At 70.2% G+C, this 18702-nt stretch carries 20 protein-coding genes; 15 read left to right on the forward strand and 5 right to left on the reverse strand.

What is annotated here, in order from left to right; all coding sequences use genetic code 11:
• Positions 1-70 precede the first annotated feature (70 nt).
• From ABZ412_RS28785 to ABZ412_RS28820, 8 genes are all read left to right on the forward strand, one after another.
• Complete coding sequence (locus ABZ412_RS28785; RefSeq protein WP_357286145.1) at positions 71-919, forward strand: patatin-like phospholipase family protein; 849 nt, start codon at positions 71-73, stop codon at positions 917-919.
• A gap of 33 nt (positions 920-952) precedes the next feature.
• Complete coding sequence (locus ABZ412_RS28790; RefSeq protein ID WP_357286148.1) at positions 953-1381, forward strand: VOC family protein; 429 nt, start codon at positions 953-955, stop codon at positions 1379-1381.
• Between the two features lie 601 nt (positions 1382-1982).
• Entirely contained in the window at positions 1983-2306 is a 324-nt protein-coding gene (mihF, locus tag ABZ412_RS28795; protein WP_033086940.1) for an integration host factor, actinobacterial type, read from the forward strand.
• Between the two features lie 7 nt (positions 2307-2313).
• Entirely contained in the window at positions 2314-2898 is a 585-nt protein-coding gene (gene gmk, locus ABZ412_RS28800; RefSeq protein ID WP_357286150.1) for a guanylate kinase, read from the forward strand.
• 89 nt (positions 2899-2987) lie between these two features.
• Positions 2988-3266 carry a DNA-directed RNA polymerase subunit omega gene (rpoZ, locus tag ABZ412_RS28805; RefSeq protein ID WP_213556271.1) on the forward strand — a complete coding sequence of 93 codons (279 nt, stop codon included), beginning with the start codon at positions 2988-2990 and terminating at the stop codon, positions 3264-3266.
• Between the two features lie 7 nt (positions 3267-3273).
• Entirely contained in the window at positions 3274-4494 is a 1221-nt protein-coding gene (coaBC, locus tag ABZ412_RS28810) for a bifunctional phosphopantothenoylcysteine decarboxylase/phosphopantothenate--cysteine ligase CoaBC (RefSeq protein WP_357286153.1), read from the forward strand.
• 198 nt (positions 4495-4692) lie between these two features.
• On the forward strand, positions 4693-5907 hold the full coding sequence (metK, locus tag ABZ412_RS28815; RefSeq protein WP_357286156.1) for a methionine adenosyltransferase: 1215 nt from the start codon (positions 4693-4695) through the stop codon (positions 5905-5907).
• An 81-nt stretch (positions 5908-5988) separates the two neighbouring features.
• On the forward strand, positions 5989-8721 hold the full coding sequence (locus ABZ412_RS28820; protein WP_357286159.1) for a primosomal protein N': 2733 nt from the start codon (positions 5989-5991) through the stop codon (positions 8719-8721).
• Positions 8722-8795: 74 nt separating this feature from the next.
• Here the strand turns inward: ABZ412_RS28820 and ABZ412_RS28825 are convergent, their stop codons facing one another.
• The 3 genes from ABZ412_RS28825 to ABZ412_RS28835 are packed head-to-tail and all read right to left on the reverse strand — an operon-like array spanning position 8796 to position 10578.
• Positions 8796-9233, reverse strand: coding sequence for a MarR family transcriptional regulator (locus ABZ412_RS28825; protein WP_357286161.1), 438 nt, complete (start codon positions 9231-9233; stop codon positions 8796-8798).
• A 10-nt stretch (positions 9234-9243) separates the two neighbouring features.
• Entirely contained in the window at positions 9244-9669 is a 426-nt protein-coding gene (locus ABZ412_RS28830) for a hypothetical protein (RefSeq protein WP_357286162.1), read from the reverse strand.
• A gap of 45 nt (positions 9670-9714) precedes the next feature.
• Positions 9715-10578: an SDR family NAD(P)-dependent oxidoreductase gene (locus tag ABZ412_RS28835; protein ID WP_357286165.1), complete on the reverse strand. Its 864-nt coding sequence runs from the start codon at positions 10576-10578 to the stop codon at positions 9715-9717.
• A 78-nt stretch (positions 10579-10656) separates the two neighbouring features.
• On the opposite strand from ABZ412_RS28835, the gene ABZ412_RS28840 reads away from it, so the two are divergent.
• The gene (locus ABZ412_RS28840; protein ID WP_357286168.1) at positions 10657-11238 is read left to right on the forward strand and encodes a TetR/AcrR family transcriptional regulator; all 582 of its coding nucleotides are present in this window, start codon (positions 10657-10659) and stop codon (positions 11236-11238) included.
• 15 nt (positions 11239-11253) lie between these two features.
• On the opposite strand, the gene ABZ412_RS28845 is transcribed toward ABZ412_RS28840, so the two are convergent.
• The gene (locus tag ABZ412_RS28845; RefSeq protein ID WP_357286171.1) at positions 11254-12051 is read right to left on the reverse strand and encodes an ATP-binding cassette domain-containing protein; all 798 of its coding nucleotides are present in this window, start codon (positions 12049-12051) and stop codon (positions 11254-11256) included.
• Positions 12052-12143: 92 nt separating this feature from the next.
• On the opposite strand from ABZ412_RS28845, the gene ABZ412_RS28850 reads away from it, so the two are divergent.
• The 5 genes from ABZ412_RS28850 (at position 12144) to fmt (ending at position 16294) form a co-directional block, all read left to right on the forward strand.
• Positions 12144-12827 carry an HAD-IA family hydrolase gene (locus ABZ412_RS28850; protein ID WP_357286359.1) on the forward strand — a complete coding sequence of 228 codons (684 nt, stop codon included), beginning with the start codon at positions 12144-12146 and terminating at the stop codon, positions 12825-12827.
• Positions 12828-13019: 192 nt separating this feature from the next.
• Positions 13020-13616: a PadR family transcriptional regulator gene (locus tag ABZ412_RS28855; RefSeq protein ID WP_357286362.1), complete on the forward strand. Its 597-nt coding sequence runs from the start codon at positions 13020-13022 to the stop codon at positions 13614-13616.
• A gap of 144 nt (positions 13617-13760) precedes the next feature.
• Positions 13761-14732 carry an alpha/beta fold hydrolase gene (locus ABZ412_RS28860; RefSeq protein ID WP_357286173.1) on the forward strand — a complete coding sequence of 324 codons (972 nt, stop codon included), beginning with the start codon at positions 13761-13763 and terminating at the stop codon, positions 14730-14732.
• Positions 14733-14796: 64 nt separating this feature from the next.
• Positions 14797-15369 carry a peptide deformylase gene (gene def / locus ABZ412_RS28865; protein ID WP_357286176.1) on the forward strand — a complete coding sequence of 191 codons (573 nt, stop codon included), beginning with the start codon at positions 14797-14799 and terminating at the stop codon, positions 15367-15369.
• 1 nt (position 15370) lies between these two features.
• Positions 15371-16294, forward strand: coding sequence for a methionyl-tRNA formyltransferase (fmt, locus tag ABZ412_RS28870; protein WP_357286178.1), 924 nt, complete (start codon positions 15371-15373; stop codon positions 16292-16294).
• 197 nt (positions 16295-16491) lie between these two features.
• Here the strand turns inward: fmt and ABZ412_RS28875 are convergent, their stop codons facing one another.
• Complete coding sequence (locus ABZ412_RS28875; RefSeq protein WP_357286181.1) at positions 16492-16857, reverse strand: hypothetical protein; 366 nt, start codon at positions 16855-16857, stop codon at positions 16492-16494.
• A gap of 279 nt (positions 16858-17136) precedes the next feature.
• On the opposite strand from ABZ412_RS28875, the gene ABZ412_RS28880 reads away from it, so the two are divergent.
• A complete protein-coding gene (locus ABZ412_RS28880; RefSeq protein ID WP_357286183.1) occupies positions 17137-18453 on the forward strand; it encodes an RsmB/NOP family class I SAM-dependent RNA methyltransferase in 1317 nt (438 codons plus the stop codon).
• Positions 18454-18702 lie beyond the last annotated feature (249 nt).

An 18702-nucleotide genomic window follows, 5' to 3' on the forward strand; every position in this document is an offset into this window, starting at 1 on the left:
CGATCCGGTGCCGCGAGTCTTTTCGGAGGGATTTCCTCCGCTTCCTTGCCTCGGCGGATACAGTGGCCTCATGTCTGCCGCGATGCCGCCCAAGGGAATTCGCCGTGCGCTCGTCCTGGGTGGAGGCGGTGCGGTCGGCCTGAGCTGGATGGCGGGCGTCGTCATCGCCCTGCGCGCGGCCGGAATCGACCCGGCCGCGGCCGACCGGATCGTCGGCACCTCCGCCGGAGCGGTCGTCGGCGCGGCCCTGGCCGCCGAGGTCGACCTGAACCTGCTGCTGCGGCGACCCTCGACCGAGACCGCCGAACTCGAGCCGATCGCGTTCGACCCGGACAGCTTCGGCGAGATCCTCGGCCTGCTCGGCACGCCCGGCCTGGACCCGGCCGAGGCGCGTCGTCGCGCGGGCGCCCGCGCCCTGGAGATGAATCTCGGCGATCCGGCCACGCACATCGCCCGCATCGGCGCGTTCGTCGGCCACAGCGACTGGCCCCAGCGCGATCTGCTGATCACCGCGATCAGCGTCGACACCGGGGAACTGCAGGCCTGGACGCCCAGCGGCAAGGCCACCCTGCCGGAGGCGCTGGCGTCGAGCACCTCGGTTCCCGGTGTCTTCCCGCCCATTCCGATCGACGGGGTCCACTACTTCGATGGCGGCATGCGCTCGCCCATCAACGCCGATCTGGCGGCCGGAGCCGAGCGAATGCTGGTCGTCGAACCCCTGGCGCACCTGTTCCCGCACGCCCCCTCCGACCGTGACCTGGGCGGCGCGACAACGATGTTCATCGCCCCCGACACCGATGCCATCGCCGCCTTCGGCCCGAACCTGTTCAGCGCGGACGCGCTGGTGCCGGCCTACGAGGCGGGGGTGCGGCAGGGTGGGGAGGCGGCGCCCGGGGTGCGGGATTTCTGGCTAACCTGAACCGGACCGCTCGGTAGAAAGGTGGGATTTCTCATGTCGGACGCCGCCCTCGGCCTGCTCTCGTACGCCCAAACCCGCATCCTGGTCGACGATTTCGCGTCCAGTTTCCGGTTCTATCGCGACGTGTTGGGTCTGCGCCTCGAGGCCGAGATCGAGGGTGACGTGCCCGAGACCGAGGAGGGGCCCTACGCCTGCTTCGCGGTCGGCACGCAGGATCTCGCGCTGTTCACCCGCGCCTACATGGACGCGGCCATCGGCGCCGAGCACCGGCCGCGCGGCGAAATCGATACGGCCGTGGTGGTTTTGCGGGTCGCCGACGTCGACAAGGCGATCGCCGTGCTGCGCGAGCGTGGCGCGGTCGTCGTCGGCGAGCCCGCCGACCAGCCGGCGTGGGGCATGCGTGTGGGTCACGTGCGCGCCCCCGAGGGCACGCTCGTGGAGCTGTGCCAGTACGCGGATTGATCCGATCCTGTTCGCTCTTGGCGAACCCATCCGGCGGCCCGATCGAACGCTTGTCCGGATCGACCCGCTCCCGCCCGCCCGGGCGGTGAGCGGGTTCTCGCATGTATCGGCCGGGTTTCGCGCGTCAGCGGCCGCGTGAGGGGCGGAAACGGGCCGCTCGGGCGTCGTCGCGGGTGGCCGCACCAGGTCCGACCTGCATCGACGGGTGTCTGATTTGCGAGTTTTCAAGGTCTCGGAACGAGCCCCGGTGATGCGCGACACGCGCTACGGATTCGAACGACACGCCGAGAAATCCAAGAAAAATCCAGGTCGCGTGATTACAGCTCGGTCACGGTTTCATCCGGGGCCAGTCCGACCCCTCGAACGCGCGGTCGAGAACCCCAAAAAGCCCTGGCCGCAAGGCTATTCGCGGCCGTGCGCGGCCGCGGGGCGCGCCCGGTGCGGCGGCGCCCGCGGCGGTGTGCATCCGGCCCGGTCGCGCGCCGAATCACGCGCTGACCTGGGGGGTGGGTTCGCAATCGGCAAGCGTCGTGGGTACGGTCGCTGAGACCACCGGGTTACCGGAGGTAGATCAAGCAATGAACGATGAGACGGAGGAACCGTGGCCCTTCCCCAGCTGACTGACGAGCAGCGCGCCGCTGCTTTGGAGAAGGCGGCTGCCGCTCGCCGCGCTCGGGCGGAGCTCAAGGAGCGCTTGAAGCGTGGTGGCACCGATCTGAAGACGGTCCTTGCGGACGCCGAGAAGGACGAAGTCCTCGGCAAGATGAAGGTTTCGGCCCTGCTCGAGGCCCTGCCGAAGGTTGGCAAGGTCAAGGCTGCCGAGATCATGAGCGAGCTCGAGATCGCTCCCACCCGCCGCCTGCGCGGACTGGGCGACCGGCAGCGTAAGGCGCTGCTGGCCCGGTTCGACTTCAGCGCCGAATAATCCGAGGGTGGTCGAACACACTCGGAAGGGTCGACTGGTAGTACTGGTCGGCCCCTCGGCCGTCGGCAAGTCCACCGTCGTGCGCTGCGTGCGCGAACGACTGCCCGAATTGGTATTCAGTGTGTCGGCCACCACCCGGGCTCCGCGGCCCGGGGAGGTCGACGGTCAGGACTACCACTTCGTCACCCGCGAGAAATTCGACGCCATGATCGACGGCGGCGAAATGCTCGAATGGGCCGATATCCACGGTGGACTGCAGCGGTCGGGCACCCCGGCCGCACCCGTGCGGGAAGCGCTCGCCTCCGGACACCATGTCCTGATCGAGGTCGACCTCGAGGGCGCGCGCTCGATCCGCGAATCCATGCCGGAGGGCCTGCTGGTCTTCCTGGCCCCACCCAGCTGGGACGAGCTGGTGTCCCGCCTGACCTCGCGCGGGACCGAATCGCCCGAGGTCATCGAGCGTCGGCTCCAGACCGCGCGCACCGAACTGGCCGCGTGTGACGAGTTCGACATCGTGATCGTGAACGACCACGTGACCAGCGCCTGCGAGCAGTTGGTATCGTTGTTCGTTAGCACAAATTCGGGGTCCTAGTTCTCGAACCGCGGAACCCGAACATCCGGCTCGTCTTCGAAGTGAGCCGGGAAGCCATCCTTCCGAACAACCCCGCAGGAGCCTTCCTAGTGAGTACGGACCTCAAGACCGTTCCCGCCTACGACACTCCGGTCGGCCTCACCAACCCGCCGATCGACGAACTGCTGGAGCGGACTTCGTCCAAGTACGCGCTGGTCATCTACGCGGCCAAGCGCGCGCGGCAGATCAACGATTACTACAACCAGCTCGGCGACGGCATTCTCGAATACGTCGGTCCGCTGGTCGAGCCGGGTCTGCAGGAGAAGCCGCTGTCGGTGGCCATGCGCGAGATCCACGCCGACCTGCTCGAGCACTCCGAAGGGGAGTAAAACCGCGGTGACCCGAGTCGTCGTCGGCGTCGGCGGCGGTATCGCCGCCTACAAGAGCTGCAACCTCGTGCGCCGGTTCACCGAAACCGGGCACGAGGTTCGTGTCATTCCCACCGAGTCGGCGTTGCAATTCGTCGGCAAGGCCACCTTCGAGGCGCTGTCCGGCCATCCCGTGCACACCGGTGTCTTCGCCGACGTGCCCGAGGTGCCGCACGTGCGCCTCGGTCAGGAGGCCGATCTGGTCGTCATCGCTCCTGCGACCGCGGACCTCATGGCCCGCGCCGCACAAGGCCGGGCCGACGACCTGCTCACCGCGACGCTGCTGACCGCGCGCTGTCCGGTCCTGTTCGCCCCGGCCATGCACACCGAGATGTGGGAGCATCCGGCCACCCGGGCGAACGTGGCGATGCTGCGCGCGCACGGCGCGACCGTGATGGAACCCGCCTCGGGCCGCCTGACCGGCACCGATACCGGTCCGGGCCGGCTGCCCGAGCCGGAGGAGATCTTCGGTCTGGCCCGTCTGCTGCTCGAGCGCGCCGACGCGCTGCCGCGCGACCTGGAGGGCCGCCGGGTGGTGGTCTCCGCCGGTGGCACCCGTGAGGCGCTGGACCCGGTCCGCTTCCTGGGCAACCGGAGTTCGGGCAAGCAGGGCTACGCGATCGCCCGCCTGGCCGCCCAGCGTGGCGCGCAGGTGACGCTGATCGCGGGCAACACCATCGGCCTGGAGGCTCCCGCCGCCGTCGAGGTGGTGCACGTGACCTCCGCCGACCAGCTGAAGGTGGCCGTCGACAAGCACGCGCTCGGCGCGGACGCCGTCATCATGGCGGCCGCGGTCGCCGACTTCCGGCCGGTCAACGTCGCCGCGTCCAAAATCAAAAAGGGTGCGGGCGAACCGAATTCGATCGAGCTGGCCAAGACACCCGATATCCTTGCCGGGTTGGTACAGGCTCGTCGCGACGGGCACCTACCGGGCACCGCGATCGTCGGCTTCGCCGCCGAGACCGGGGACGAGCACGCCGACGTGCTCACCCACGCCCGGGCCAAACTGGCCCGCAAAGGCTGCGACCTGCTGGTCGTGAACGCCGTCGGGGAAGGGAAGGCCTTCGAGGTCGACACCAACGACGGCTGGTTGCTCGGCGCCGACGGCACCGAGATCGCCCTGGACCACGGGTCCAAGGCCCTATTGGCTAGCCGAGTGCTGGACGCACTCGGTCCCTTGCTCCGCTGAAGCCTCGGCACCGCAGGGTTCGGACGCTCGCCGCGCAGGTCGCGGCGGGTGTCCGAGTCGCAATGTGCTCGTCACGGTGGTGGTTCGCCCCTGTGACGAACATATTGGAATAACCTGAGACAAAGGGTTGTGCGATGGCGCGGAGACGCTACTGTCGCCACCCGATACGAGAAACCCGTTGAGGGAGAGGGAACAACTGTGCGCACGTCTGGCAGCCGCCTATTCACCAGTGAGTCGGTGACCGAAGGTCATCCCGACAAGATCTGTGATGCCATCAGCGATTCCATCCTCGACGCGTTGCTCGCGGCCGATCCGCGCAGCCGGGTCGCGGTGGAGACCCTGGTGACCACCGGTCAGGTGCACGTGGCCGGTGAGGTCACCACCTCGGCCTACGCCGACATCCCGACCATCGTCCGCGAGAAGGTCCTGGAGATCGGATACGACTCCTCCGCAAAGGGTTTCGACGGCGCGTCCTGTGGCGTGAACGTCGCGATCGGCGCGCAGTCGCCCGATATCGCCCAGGGTGTGGACACCTCGCACGAGGCCCGCGTGGGCGGCGAGGACGACGAGATCGCCCGTCAGGGCGCGGGCGACCAGGGCCTGATGTTCGGGTACGCCACCGTCGAGACCCCCGAGCTGATGCCGCTGCCGATCTCGCTGGCGCACAAGCTGTCCCGGCGTCTGACCGAGGTCCGCAAGACCGGCGTGCTGCCGTACCTGCGGCCCGACGGCAAGACCCAGGTCACCATCGAGTACGACGGCGCCATCCCCAAGCGCCTCGACACCGTGGTCATCTCGACCCAGCACGCGGCCGACATCGACCTGGACAACCTGCTGGCCCCCGACATCCGCGAGAAGGTCGTCGACGCGGTCCTGTCCGAGCTGCAGCTGCCCAACCCGCTCGACACCTCCGACGTGCGCCTGCTGGTCAACCCGACCGGCAAGTTCGTGCTCGGCGGCCCGATGGGTGACGCGGGCCTGACCGGCCGCAAGATCATCGTCGACACCTACGGCGGCATGGCCCGCCACGGTGGCGGCGCCTTCTCCGGCAAGGACCCGTCGAAGGTGGACCGCTCGGCCGCGTACGCCATGCGCTGGGTCGCCAAGAACGTCGTCGCCGCCGGCCTGGCCGAGCGGGTCGAGGTCCAGGTCGCCTACGCCATCGGCAAGGCGGCCCCGGTCGGCCTGTTCGTCGAGACCTTCGGCACCGAGCTGGTCGACCCGATCAAGATCTCCGACGCCATCGGCGAGGTCTTCGACCTGCGTCCCGGCGCGATCATCCGCGACCTGGACCTGCTGCGCCCGATCTACGCGCCGACCGCCGCCTACGGCCACTTCGGCCGCACGGATGTCGATCTGCCGTGGGAGCGCACCGACCGCGCGGAGAAGCTGCGCGCGGCCGCCGGGCTGTAATTGACCGGCACCCAACAGTTCTCGACGGGAGCGTCGGGCACGGAGTCCCCCTCCGAGCCCGACGCTCCCGCCGTCGTTGGCGTGTCACGCCCGATCGCCCGCGTCCTGCCCCTTCTCGAACCCGCCCACCTGGACCGCGATTTCGACTACGTCGTCCCTCCTGAGCTGGACGAGATCGCACAACCGGGCGTCCGGGTCCGAGTTCGCTTCTCCGGCCGCCTCATCGACGGCTACCTCCTCGAACGCCTCGAAAGATCCGCCCACACCGGCAAACTCGTCCGCCTCGATCGCGTGGTGTCGGGCGAGCGCGTCCTCACCCCCGAGATCCTGAAGCTCGTCACCGCCGTCGCGGCCCGCTACGCCGGCACCCGGGCCGACGTCCTGCGCCTGGCCATCCCGCCCCGCCACGCCAAGGTCGAAACCGAGGACACGGACAAGCCCGAAAAGCCCAAGCGCACCGCGAAGAAGAGCACCGCCGTCGATCCGGTGACAGCACTGGGCGGTGTGGTCGACCTCGACGCGGTCGCGCCCTCCGGCCCGGAGCAGCCGGGCGATGCGGCCGCCGCGTCGGTCAGCTCGGCGCATCGAACCGCTGACGGACGTGCCGCGCAGGCTGATCCGCGAGACGTCGAGGCCGCGTCCGCTGACTCCGACCCCGCACCGAGCGACAGCGCCACCGAAGGTGCGGTGCCCGGCGACGCCGTCGCGCCCTCCGGCCCGGAGCAACCGGGCGACGCGGCCGCCGCGTCGGTCAGCTCGGCACACCGAACCGCTGACGGCATTGCCGCACAGGCAGATCCGCGAGACGTCGAGTCCCCGGCCGCAGATTCCCACACCGCACCAAGCGGCAGCGGTACCGAAGGTGCCACGTCCGGAGACGCCGCCGACCCTGCACCGATCGCCAGTGCCGCCGTAGTCGAAGAGCCCGCGGCGGCCGGCACGATCGCTGATCCGGCCCGCGATGGCGATGCCGTCACCGGGGTCGAGGCGGTCGGCGGCACGGGCATCGAGCCGGTGCGCATGGGCGGAACCGATGACCTGTCGGCGGCGTCGAATGGCGCGACCGGGCCGAACGGTGAGACCGGGTCGCAGGGCGTGGCCACGTCGCAGGGGGATGCCGGGCCGGAGGGCGAGTCCGGGCCGCGAGTAGTGAGCGCTGCCTCGCCGCAGTCGTGGGTGTCCGAGTTCGCCGAGTGGGGCCGGTACTTGCACGGGCACTCGTTCCTGGGTGCGCTGGCGGCCGGGCGCGGGCCGCGGGCGGGGTGGCAGGCGTTGCCGGGGGAGGACTGGGCCAAGCGGCTGGCGGAGTTGGCGGCGGTGACCGTGCGCGGTGGGCGCGGCGCGGTGATCATGGTGCCGGATCAGCGGGATCTGGATCGAGTGCTGGCGGAATGCGTTGCGCTGATGGGGGAGTCGGCGGTCGGGCTCGCGGCGGGTCTGGGGCCGTCGGCGCGGTATCGGCGGTGGTTGTCGGTGTTGCGGGGGCAGTCGAAGGTGGTGGTGGGGACACGCAGTGCGGTGTTCTCGCCGGTGCGGGATCTCGGGTTGATCGCCATCTGGGACGACGGGGACGACACGTTCGCGGAACCGCGGTCGCCGTATCCGCATGCGCGGGAGGTGGCCATGCTGCGGGCGCACGAGACGGGGGCGGCGTTCGTGGCGGGCGGGTTCGCGCGGACCGCCGAGGTGCAGGCGATCGTCGAATCCGGGTGGGCGCACGACCTGCTCGCGGATCGGGCCGTGGTGCGGCAGGCCATGCCGCGCATCACCGCGCCCGGCGACACCGACGCCGCGCTGGAGCGGGATCCGATCGCGCAGGCGATCCGTATTCCGGCGGTGGCGTTCATGGAGGCGCGCAAGGCGCTCAAAGCCGGTGGGGCCGTACTGGTTCAGGTACCGCGGCGCGGCTACATCCCCGCCCTGTCGTGCGCGAAATGCCGGACCCCCGCGCGCTGCCGCCACTGCAATGGACCCCTGGCCCTCCCTGACTCCGCGCCCGCGTCACGTGGCGCATTGCGCAGTGGGCGAGAAGGTGTCGCGGAGGCGCAGAGCCCGGCCTGCCGCTGGTGTGGAATCACCGAGGCGGCGTTCCGCTGCGGATCGTGTGGGTCGCGTGCCCTGCGGGCGGTCGTCATCGGTGCGTCCCGCACCGCCGAGGAGCTGGGTCGCGCGTTTCCCGGTGTGCCCGTGCGGGGTTCGGGCGGTTCCGCGATTCTCGACTCCGTCCTCGAGGGCCCGCAGGTGGTGGTCTCCACCATCGGCGCGGAACCTCCGGTGCCCGGCGGCTACGCGGTCGCCATGCTCCTGGACGGCTGGGCCCTGCTCGGCCGCGCCGACCTGCGCGCCGCCGAGGACGCCCTGCGCCGCTGGATGTCGGCCGCCGCCCTGGTCCGCTCCGACGGCCGGGTCATCGTCATGGCCGACGCCGGTCTCCCCACCGTGCAGGCACTGGTCCGCTGGGACCCGGTGTGGCACGCCGGTTTCGAACTCGACCAGCGCGTCGAGGTCCGCTTCCCGCCCGCGGTCCGCTTCGCCGCCATCGACGGCACCTCCGACTCCATCGCCGAATTGCTCGGCGAGGCCAAGCTTCCCGGCGACGTCGAAGTCCTGGGCCCGGTGCCGCTGCCCCCCGGCGCCCGAAAGCCCTTCTCCTCCGGCGACTCTCCCGCCGAGGTGGAACGCATGATCCTGCGCGCCGACCGCTCCGGCGGGGCCGCCCTCTCCCGCGCCCTCACCGCCGCCCAGGCCATCCGCAGCACCCACCGCTCCGACGCCCCCCTGCGCGTCCAGATCGACCCGATCGACATCGGCTGACCGACAACGAGATCAGGGAGTTCCGGGCACCGAATTCTGTCCCGATCGCTGCCTGGCCAGCTCATTGACCCTGGTCAGGGACCGGTGATTTCGTCGCGGGGGAGGGCGGCGAGCGCGGTGAGCGCGTTGAGGAAGCCGCGGCGGTCGGCGGCGGGCAGCTTGGCGAGCAGCCGATCCTCCTGCGCCTGGACCTCGGCCTGGGCGGCATCGCGCAGGTGGCGGCCCTCGGTGGTGAGCGCGAGCAGCCGGGCCCGGCGGTCGGCCGGATCGGGGCGACGTGCGATGAGCCCGCGTTCCTGGAGGTCGTCGAGCACCGCGATGATCCGCGTCTTGTCCGCCCCGATCTCCTGTGCCAGCACGCCCTGACCCCGTGCCGGACCCTCATCGAGATGCAGCAGTACGACATACGCCCACATGGTCAGCCCGTGCGCGGCCAGCACCGGTTGCTCGGCCGCCATGAGGGCGCGGCCCAGGGGGACGATCATCGCTGCGAGGTCCGGACGGTCTGTCATGCGGACCAGACTATGCGGCGAGCCGGTGCGGCCTGTCGATCGTGTCGCCCGCGCGGGTCAGGACGGCGTCGGCGTCGAAGGTGTCGGCCTGCCAGGAGTCGAGGCCGATCCCGATGCGGCCGCGCCAGGCCCGCACGATCTCGGTGTGGACGGGCCAGCGCACGAAACGGCGCATGTCCCGCTCGGACTCCCACACCGAGATCGAGCCGCCCCGGAACTCCGCGGGCCGGCCCCACAACCACAAACCCACCGCGCCCTGCATGACCGGCCACGTCCGGCCCAATTCCAGCCCCGCCGTATAGATGTCGCGTGCCTCGGCCTCGGCGGCCGCGAGGAAGTCGGTCACGCTGACGAATACCGGACCCGGACGCCGATCGTTCGGGCCGGGATTCCAGGGCATGAGCACGGTGCCTTCGGAGAATGATTTCGTATGCATGCATAGACGATAAGCATATGCGTACGAAATAAACAACGGTCGAACTCAGCGGAAGGCTGGAGCGACCCGAGCTGCCCACTGTGCGTACCCCGTCGCGGGACGTCCGAGGACCCGCTCGACATCACCGCTGACCAGCTGCTCCTCGGGCGTCGGCTCGCCGAGAATGCTGAGGGTGTGGTCCGCGACCGACTCCGGCATGAAGCGCAGCATGTTGACCCTGGCCTCCGCCCGGCTGAGCTCCACGAACCGCAACGGCTCCCCGAGTGCTCCCGCCAGCGTCTCCGCCTGATCGCGCGGAGTGACGAGTTCCGGTCCGGTCACGGTGTAGCTCTGCCCGTGATGGCCGTCCCGCGTCAGCGCGGCCGCGGCCACGGCCGCGATATCGCCCGGATCCACCTGCGGCAGACCGACATCCCCGAAGGGCGCGGGAATCATCCGCCCGGCACGGACCGGTTCGATCCAGGCGAACGTATTGGTGAAGAACCCGCCCGGCCGCAGCACCGTCCACTCCAGCTCCGACGCGGCCAGTGCCTGTTCGAAGGCCAGCGTCCGCGCGTATCCGTCACTGTCCGGCCGGGTCACCGCGCCCTGCGAGGACAGGAACACCACGCGCCGGACGCCCGCCGCCGCAACGGTTTCCAGCACCTCGGCCGGCGCGGGCCCCTCGACCAGCTGCGCTCCGGTGATGAGCAGGAACAAGCTGTCCGCACCTGTCACCGCCTCGGCCAGGCTGTCCAGATCCCCGATGTCGGCGCGGCGGTGCTCGGCGCCGTGGGCCGCTCCGCCTCCCCGTGCTTGGTCGATCGGCTTCTCGCCGCGCGAGACGGCGACCACCTTCTCGCCGGCTTCCGCGAGTTCGCGCACGAGCGCGCTGCCGACGTTTCCGGTCGCTCCGGTAACCACGATCATCTGTCTCACTCCTGAGTTAGTTGACTGACTAAATCGAACGATAGGCCATATGACCGGCCGTTGTCTATAGTTAGTCGTATGACTGACTCAGTGGTGCGGGCGTCGGGGAAGCGCGAACGGCTCTCGGATGCCGCCGCCAAGGTCTTCCACGAGCAGGGCGTGGAGAAGACGACCATCGCCGATATCGCGCGCGCCGCCGACGTGCCGGTCGGCAATGTGTACTACTACTTCAAGACCAAGGATCAGCTGGTCCAGGCGGCGATCGGCGCGCACGCGCGCACGGCCCAGGAGATCATCACCGTCCTGGAGCGGATCGACGCCCCCGCATCGCGATTGAAGGCGCTGGTGCGGGGCTGGGTGGAGCAGCGCGACGTCGCCGCCCGATTCGGTTGCCCCTCGGGCACTCTCGCCACCGAACTGGACAAGCGGGCGGACGGCCTCGACCGGGAGCTCGCCGATGTCATGCGCGGGCTGCTGGAGTGGATCGACGCGCAGTTCGCGGCGATGGGGCGCAGTGACTCTCGTGAACTCGCGGTCGCGCTGCTGGCCGCCTATCAGGGAATTTCCCTGCTCACGAATACTTTCCGCGACCCGGCCATGATGGCGGCCGAGGGTGCTCGCCTGGAACGCTGGATCGACTCGCTGGTCCCGGCGACCTGAGTCGCGAATCGCGGATCAGTTCAGTTGCGGCTGAACGGGTCTGACGCTCCAGCGGCCCTCGTTGCGCAGAATCCGCACCGGATGGTCGAAGCAGGTGCTGATGTGGGCGGTGGTGATCACCTCGTCGACCGCGCCGGCGGCGACCGTCCGGCCATCGCGCAGCAACATGGCGTGGGTGGTGCCCGGCGGAAGCTCCTCCAAGTGATGGGTCACCAGCACCGACGCCAGCTCCGGGTGGGTGCGCTGGAGCAGGTCGACGCGCTCCAGGAGTTGTTCGCGCCCGGCCAGATCCAGCCCGGTGGCCGGTTCGTCGAGCAGCAGCAGGCGTGGGCTGGGCATGAGGGCGCGGGCGATGAGGGTGCGGCCGCGCTGGCCCTGGGACAGGATCTGCCAGTCCGCGTCGCGGCGGTGCGACAGGCCGAGCAGATCGACCAGGCGGTCCGCCTCGGCGAGCTGTTCCGGGGAGGCCTGCCAGCGGGGGACCAGGGCTGCGGTATTGGTCGCGCCGGTCTGCACGACCTCGCGCACGGTGAGTGCGCCGCTGGGCATATGACGCGGATCGACGTGCCCGATGCCGGCCCGCAGTGCGCGCATGTCGACGCGCCCCAGCCGCTTGCCGAGCACCTCCACAGCGCCCTTGGTGGGATGTTCGAACGCGCCGAGCATGCGCAGCAGCGTGGTCTTGCCCGCGCCATTGGGGCCCAGCAGCGCCCAGTGCTCACCGGCGTGCACGGTGAGCGAAACCCCTTGCAGGATGGGGTTTCCACTCCGCACCACCGTCACGTCGTTCACGTTCAGCACCGGGTCCGTCATGCCCCGAGCCTAGCAAAGTCCTCAGACAAGTTGAGGAGTAGGGGAGTTTGGGGGTTAGCTATGCGTTTGCTGTTTAGGGTGGCGGCACGGCGATCGACGCGGTGCTGTTCGACTTCTCCGGCACACTCTTCCGATTCGACGACGCGGCCTTTCGTGGTGCGCGCCTCACCGATGCCGGTGGCCGCCTGCTCGACACCCATGAGGTCGCCGAGATCATGCGCCGGATGACCGCTCCCGTCGGGCGGTTCGTCGAGTTGGACGCCGATGGCCAATATGCCTGGGAAAACCGGGATCTCGATCCCGTGCTGCATCGCCGCGCCTACCTCGAGGTGCTCGAGCGGTCCGGTGTCCCCGAGTCGCAGGCGGTCCGGCTCTACGAACTCATGCGCGACCCGGGGGAATGGTCGCCGTATCCGGATACCGGCGAGGTGCTGCGCGCACTCCACGAGCGCGGTCCGGGCATGGGTGTGGTCAGCAATATCGCCTTCGATATCCGCCCGGCCTTCACCGACCGCGGCTGGCTCCGATATATCGATGAATTCGCGTTGTCGTACGAAGTCGGTGCCATGAAGCCGGATGCGCGCATCTTCGCGGCGGCTCTCGATGTCCTCGGCGTGGCTCCCGGCCGGGCCCTCATGGTCGGTGACAGCCTGGAGGCCGACGGCGGCGCCAAGGCACTGGGCTGCGCGTTCGCCCTGGTCGACCCGCTGCCGCCGGACGATCGCGCGACCGGACTGTGGGATGCGGTCCGCGCGCACGACCTCCTGTCTCCCTAACTTGCAAACTAGTCGGTTCGTGTTCCAGTTCACCCTTGCTGCGGATAGATTGTCGATATATCGTCGATAGCAGCAAATGCAACGACGAGCCTTGAAGGAGGCACGACCATGGAACACATGGACAACATCGAACGGGGCCGCGGCCCCTGGCGGCGACGCGGCGACGAGCAGCAGGGCCCCGAGCATCCGCGGATGCGTCGAGGCGGGCCTCGCGGCCCGCGCGGTGAATTCGGCCCGCACCGCCACGGCCACGGCCGCGGATTCGGCCCTGACTTCGGTCCCGGCTTCGGGCCCGGTCCGCACTTCGGTCGCGGTCGCGGCCGCGGCGGACGCGGCCGGCGCGGCGATGTCCGCGCCGCCATCCTGCTCCTGCTGCAGGAGCGGCCCATGCACGGTTACGAGCTGATTCAGCAGATTCGCGAACGCAGCGAGGATGTCTGGCGTCCCAGCCCCGGCTCCATCTACCCCGCGCTGGCGCAGCTCGAGGACGAGGGCCTGGTGCTCATCGAGAAGGTGTCGGGTCGCAAGACGGCCAAGCTCACCGACGCCGGACTCGAGTACGTCGAGGCCAACCGCGCCGATCTGGGCGACCCCTGGCAGGACGTCAAGGACGGCGTCGGCGATCAGGCCCTGGACCTGCGCGGACTGGTCGGTCAGCTGATGGGCGCGGTGGCCCAGGTGGCCGCCGTCGGCACCAAGGATCAGGCGGCCAAGGCGGCCGATGTGCTCACCGAAGCGCGCCGCTCGCTGTACCGGATCCTCGCCGAGGACGACACACCCGAAAAGTGACGGGTCCGAATCACCGCAAACCGCCGGGACTTTCGGCTCGAAACCGGTCAAGATCGTGACATGGGACAACAGCGCCCCATGCGATCTTGTGACATGGGACAAAAGAGGAACCGGACGCGCGGATTCTTGCATCGCGTCGCGCCGGTGGGGGTAGTGGTGCTGGCGGCCGCCGTGATCGGTACAGCCGCCACCCCGTCAGGGACCTACGCGCGGGCCGAACCGGCCGCCGCACCGGTCCTGCGGGTGCCTGCCCAGCAGGGGCCGCCGCAGACCGGGCATCTGGCGGCGGCCAAGTATCTGAAGGAGCATCCGGACGCTGCGCCCCAGGGCGCCAACGACTTCGGCTGCAAACCCACCGCCGAACACCCGCGGCCGGTGATCCTGGCCCACGGCACCGATTCCTCGGCCTACTCCGACTGGGCGGGCCTGAGCCCGCTGCTCGCCAAGGCCGGGATCTGTGTCTTCGCTCTGAACTACGGCGGCAAGCCCGGCAAAGACACCTTCGGCACCGAGGACGTGTGGGCCAGCTCCGCGCAGATCGGCGTCTTCGTCGACCAGGTGCTCGCCGCTACGGGCGCCACGCAGGTGGATCTGGTCGGTTTCTCCCAGGGCGCGAGCGTGACTCGCTACTGGATCAACAAGCTCGGCGGCGCGCCCAAGGTCGGGCAGTGGATCGGGATGGCCTCGCCCAGCTACGGCGGCATCATGTATGGGCTGGTGCCGATCGCCGACGCGGTGCCGGGCATCTACAAGCTCGTCGAGTTCGGCTCCTCGCTCGCCGCCGTCCAGCAGGCCGCAGGATCGCCGTTCATCACCGACCTCAACGCGGGTGGCGACACGGTGCCGGGTGTGAAATACACGACCATCGGCAGCCGGGTGGATGAGATGATCCAGCCCAACACCAATATCGCCCTGCGCGGTCCGGGCGCGACCAATATCGTGCTGCAGGATCTGTGCGAAGCCGACCTGACCGGGCATTTCCACCTGGTCTACGACCCGTTCGCGCAACAGCTGGCGGTCAATCTGCTCGATCCCGGACACGCCGTGACACCGGCCTGCGTCCCGGTGCCGTTCGGCACCGGGATCAGCGATGTCGTGTTGGCGGCGCATTCCTGATCGGGGTGGTCACGGGCGTCCGTAAAATGAGACGACCGTATTCGTTCGCTATCGGGAGCTGCCCGTGACCATCCAGCCTGTCCGCCTGTTCGGCGATCCGATCCTGCGCGCCCGCGCGGCGGAGGTCGAGACGTTCGACCGGGAGGTGCGCCAGCTGGTCACCGACCTCATCGACACCATGTACGAGAGCGGGGGCGTCGGCATGGCCGCCCCGCAGATCGGGGTCGGGCTGCGGGTATTCGTCTACGACACCGGCGACGCCCAGGGGCATCTGATCAACCCCGTCTTCGAGGTCGAGGGCGAGGAGACCCAGACCGGGCCCGAGGGCTGCCTGTCGATCCCGGGCGTGCGTTTCGACGTGACCCGGCCGATGACCGTGCGGGCGCGCGGCGTCGACATGGACGGCAAGCCGGTGGAGTTCCGGGCCGAAGGGCTGCTGGCGCGCTGCGTGCAGCACGAGACCGATCACCTCGACGGCGTGCTGTTCCTGCAGCGGCTGGAGTCGGCCTTCCGCAAGGAGGCCATGCGCACGATTCGCGAATCGTCTTGGTTCACACAGGGAATCACGGTGCTGCCCGCGTCCGAGATCGGCGGCGGTCGCCGCGCCTCGGCCGGTAGCCGGGAACGGAGCCGCTGATATGCGTCTGGTCTTCGCGGGAACCCCTGAACCGGCGGTGCCGTCGCTGCGGCGACTCATCGAATCCGAGCGACACGAGGTGGTCGGGGTGGTGACCCGGCCCGACGCGGTGGCCGGACGCGGCCGCAAGATCACCCGCTCGCCCATCGGGCAGCTGGCCGACGAGCACGGGATTCCGGTGTTCACGCCGCGCAAGCCGTCCGAGCCCGAGTTCATCGCCCAGCTCACCGAACTCGCGCCGGACTGCTGCCCGGTGGTGGCCTACGGCGCGCTGCTGCCCGAAACGGTGCTCGCGATTCCCCGGTTCGGCTGGATCAACCTGCACTTCTCGCTGCTGCCCGCCTGGCGCGGCGCGGCGCCGGTGCAGTCGGCGCTGCTGGCGGGTGACGAGTACACCGGTGCGTCCACCTTCCTCATCGAGAAGGGCCTCGATACCGGGCCCGTCTTCGGCACCATGACCGAGAAGGTCGCGCCCGCCGACACCGCGGGCACCCTGCTCGAGCGTCTCGCCGACAGTGGCGCGGTGCTGTTGGAATCCACCCTCGACGCCGTGGAAGACGGTGCTGTGCAAGCGGTTCCGCAGCCCCTGGACGGCATCTCCTACGCCCCCAAGGTGGAACCGGAAGCGGGCCGCATCCGCTGGGATCAGCCCGCCCTCGCCATCTCCCGCCGCATCCGCGCGGTCACCCCCGCGCCCGGCGCGTTCACCGAGATCGACGGCAAACGCCTCAAACTCGGCCCCGTCGAACTCGTGGAGGAAACCCTCCCGCCCCGCACCATCGACGTGCGCAAGTCCGGCGTCTTCATCGGCACCGCCACCACGGCGGTCCGCCTCACCCAGGTCCAGCCCCAGGGCAAACGCATGATGCCCGCCCTCGACTGGGCCCGTGGCGCCCGCCTGGAACCCGGCACGGTGACCGAATGACCAACCCCGACAACAACCCTCCCCGCCGCCCCTTCCGCCGCTCCTCGGCCGGGGCGGCCGACGACTCGAACACGACCCGCGGCTCCGACAGCGGTGACCGCCGCGCGGGCTACGGCCGCGGCGATCGCCCCGCCGGCGAGCGTGATTCGGGCTCGAACCGCTCCTCGGGCGGCCTGCGCGGCCGCGAGGGCTACGGCTCACGCGCAGGCGGCGACACCGGAGATCGCGGTCGCAATGACGACCGGCGCGGCGGAGAACGCAATGCTGGATTGAATCGTCCGGGCGGAGGCCCGCGTGGACGCTCCTTCGGCGATGACCGTCACGACAGCGCGGGTCGTGGTGGTCGGGAGCGGTCCGGTGGCGGACGCTGGAACGACGACGAACGCGGTGGATTCGGCGGTGGCGGGCGTGATTCCGGCTCGGGTGGCCGTTCTTCCGGCGGTGACCGGCGTGGCGCGTCCGGCGGTCGTGGTCGAGCGGGTGGGGATGACCGCGGCTGGGATCGGCCGGGTGGCGGCCGTCGCACCGACGACGACCGTCGCGGATCCGGCGGGGGAGACCATGATTCGGGTTCCCGTCGGTCCGGTGCCGGGTCTCGCGGTGGCGATGAGCGGGGTACGGGGCGGGAGCGTGAGGCGACCGGTGGCCGGTCATCCGGCGGCCGTGGCGGTGACTCGTTCGGCGGCAAGACCGGCGGCGGACGGGGCAGGTCCTCCGGCAGCGCGCGGCCTTCGCACGGCGATCGGGGCGGCAAGCGGGTAGACGCTGGTGCGCGGGGTGGCGAGCCCGGAGCTGCGGCGGCTCGGCGGGCCGAGAAGGCCGGGGCCGATCCGGTCCGGATCGTGGCACGGGATGTGCTGCGGGCGGTGCGGGAGCGGGATGCCTACGCGAATCTGGTGCTGCCGGGGTTGTTGCGGGAGCGGAAGATCAGTGGGCGCGACGCGGCGCTGGCGACCGAGCTGGCGTATGGAGCCTCGCGGTCGGTGGGGTTGCTGGACGCGGTGATCGCCGATTGCGCGGGACGCGCCGTCGAGGAGATCGACGGGCCGTTGCTGGATGCGTTGCGGCTGGGGACCTATCAGTTGCTGCGGACCCGGATCGGGGCGCATGCGGCCGTCGATACGTCGGTGGCGCTGGTGCGGGCCGAGTACGGGCAGGGGCGGGCCGGGTTCGTGAACGCGGTGCTGCGGCGGGTGGCCGAGCGCACTCCGGAGGAGTGGGTGGAGCGGCTCGCGCCGTCGGATCCATTGGGGCACTTGGCGTTCGAATTCGCGCATCCGGTGTGGATCGCGCAGGCGTTCGCGGACGCGCTCGGCGCGCGGGCGGGCGAGCTGCGCGACGTGCTCGAAGCGGACGACGCACGGCCGCTGGTGCATCTGGTGGCGCGGCCCGGCGATATGACCGCCGAGGAGCTGGCGCTGATCACCGGCGGCGAGGAAGGCCGCTGGTCGCCGTACGCGGTGTACCTCGACGGCGGCGATCCGGCGAAGCTGGAACCGGTCCGCGAGGGCATGGCCGCGGTGCAGGACGAGGGCAGTCAGCTGGTGGCACTCGCGGTTACCCGCGCGCCCCTCGAGGGTGAGGACGGCGGTCGCTGGCTGGATCTGTGCGCCGGTCCGGGCGGTAAGACCGCTTTTCTGGCCTCGATCGCCGAGATCGACGGCTTCCGCGTCGATGCCGTCGAACCGGCCGAGCACCGTGCTGACCTGGTCCGAAAGGCCACTCGCGGCATGCCGGTCGACGTGCACGTCGCCGACGGCCGCGACTCGGGTCTGACCCCGGGCTTCGACCGCATCCTCGTCGACGCCCCGTGCACCGGCCTGGGCGCGCTGCGCCGCCGCCCGGAGGCTCGCTGGCGCCGCCAGCCCTCCGACGTCCGTGACCTGGTCACCCTGCAGCGTGAACTGCTCACCGCCGCATGGGATCTCGTCCGCCCGGGCGGGGTGGTGGTCTACTCGACCTGTTCCCCGCACCTGCCGGAAACGGTCTCGGTGGTGTCGGACATGGTCCGCCGCACCGGCGCCGAACAGCTCGACACCCGCGAGCTGCTCCCCGGCGTCCCGGAACTCGGCGACGGCCCCGGCGCCCAGTTGTGGCCGCACCGCCACGGCACCGACGCCATGTTCCTCGCGGCCCTGCGCAAGCCACTGGACGCGTAGCCGCTCGAACACCGAAAGCCCCTGCGGCGTGATTACCACTCACCGCCGCAGGGGCTTTCGCATGTCCTGTCGGGGTCCCGGGCGCAGTCTCAACCGGTCGCAGCAGCTACCTCGGCACCAACCGCGCCACCGGCAATCCCGTGCGGACCGCCCCCGCATCGACCTCGCCGTCGAATTCGGCCCGGCCTCGGCGGTCCGAGTCGCCGGTCCACCTGGCCGGCTATGATCCGCCGCGAGCAGCACCATCCG

It is taken from the genome of Nocardia sp. NPDC005746, assembly GCF_040630785.1.
Lineage (GTDB): Bacteria > Actinomycetota > Actinomycetes > Mycobacteriales > Mycobacteriaceae > Nocardia.

Coding starts and splice junctions, on each gene's coding strand:
- ABZ412_RS28785 (WP_357286145.1), top strand. CDS start 71: ATGTCTGCCGCGATGCCGCCCAAGGGAATTCGCCGTGCGCTCGTCCTG.
- ABZ412_RS28790 (WP_357286148.1), top strand. CDS start 953: ATGTCGGACGCCGCCCTCGGCCTGCTCTCGTACGCCCAAACCCGCATC.
- ABZ412_RS28825 (WP_357286161.1), bottom strand. CDS start 9,233: ATGACAGACCGTCCGGACCTCGCAGCGATGATCGTCCCCCTGGGCCGC.
- ABZ412_RS28830 (WP_357286162.1), bottom strand. CDS start 9,669: ATGCATACGAAATCATTCTCCGAAGGCACCGTGCTCATGCCCTGGAAT.
- ABZ412_RS28835 (WP_357286165.1), bottom strand. CDS start 10,578: ATGATCGTGGTTACCGGAGCGACCGGAAACGTCGGCAGCGCGCTCGTG.
- ABZ412_RS28840 (WP_357286168.1), top strand. CDS start 10,657: ATGACTGACTCAGTGGTGCGGGCGTCGGGGAAGCGCGAACGGCTCTCG.
- ABZ412_RS28845 (WP_357286171.1), bottom strand. CDS start 12,051: ATGACGGACCCGGTGCTGAACGTGAACGACGTGACGGTGGTGCGGAGT.
- ABZ412_RS28855 (WP_357286362.1), top strand. CDS start 13,020: ATGCGTCGAGGCGGGCCTCGCGGCCCGCGCGGTGAATTCGGCCCGCAC.
- fmt (WP_357286178.1), top strand. CDS start 15,371: ATGCGTCTGGTCTTCGCGGGAACCCCTGAACCGGCGGTGCCGTCGCTG.
- ABZ412_RS28875 (WP_357286181.1), bottom strand. CDS start 16,857: ATGGTCTCCCCCGCCGGATCCGCGACGGTCGTCGTCGGTGCGACGGCC.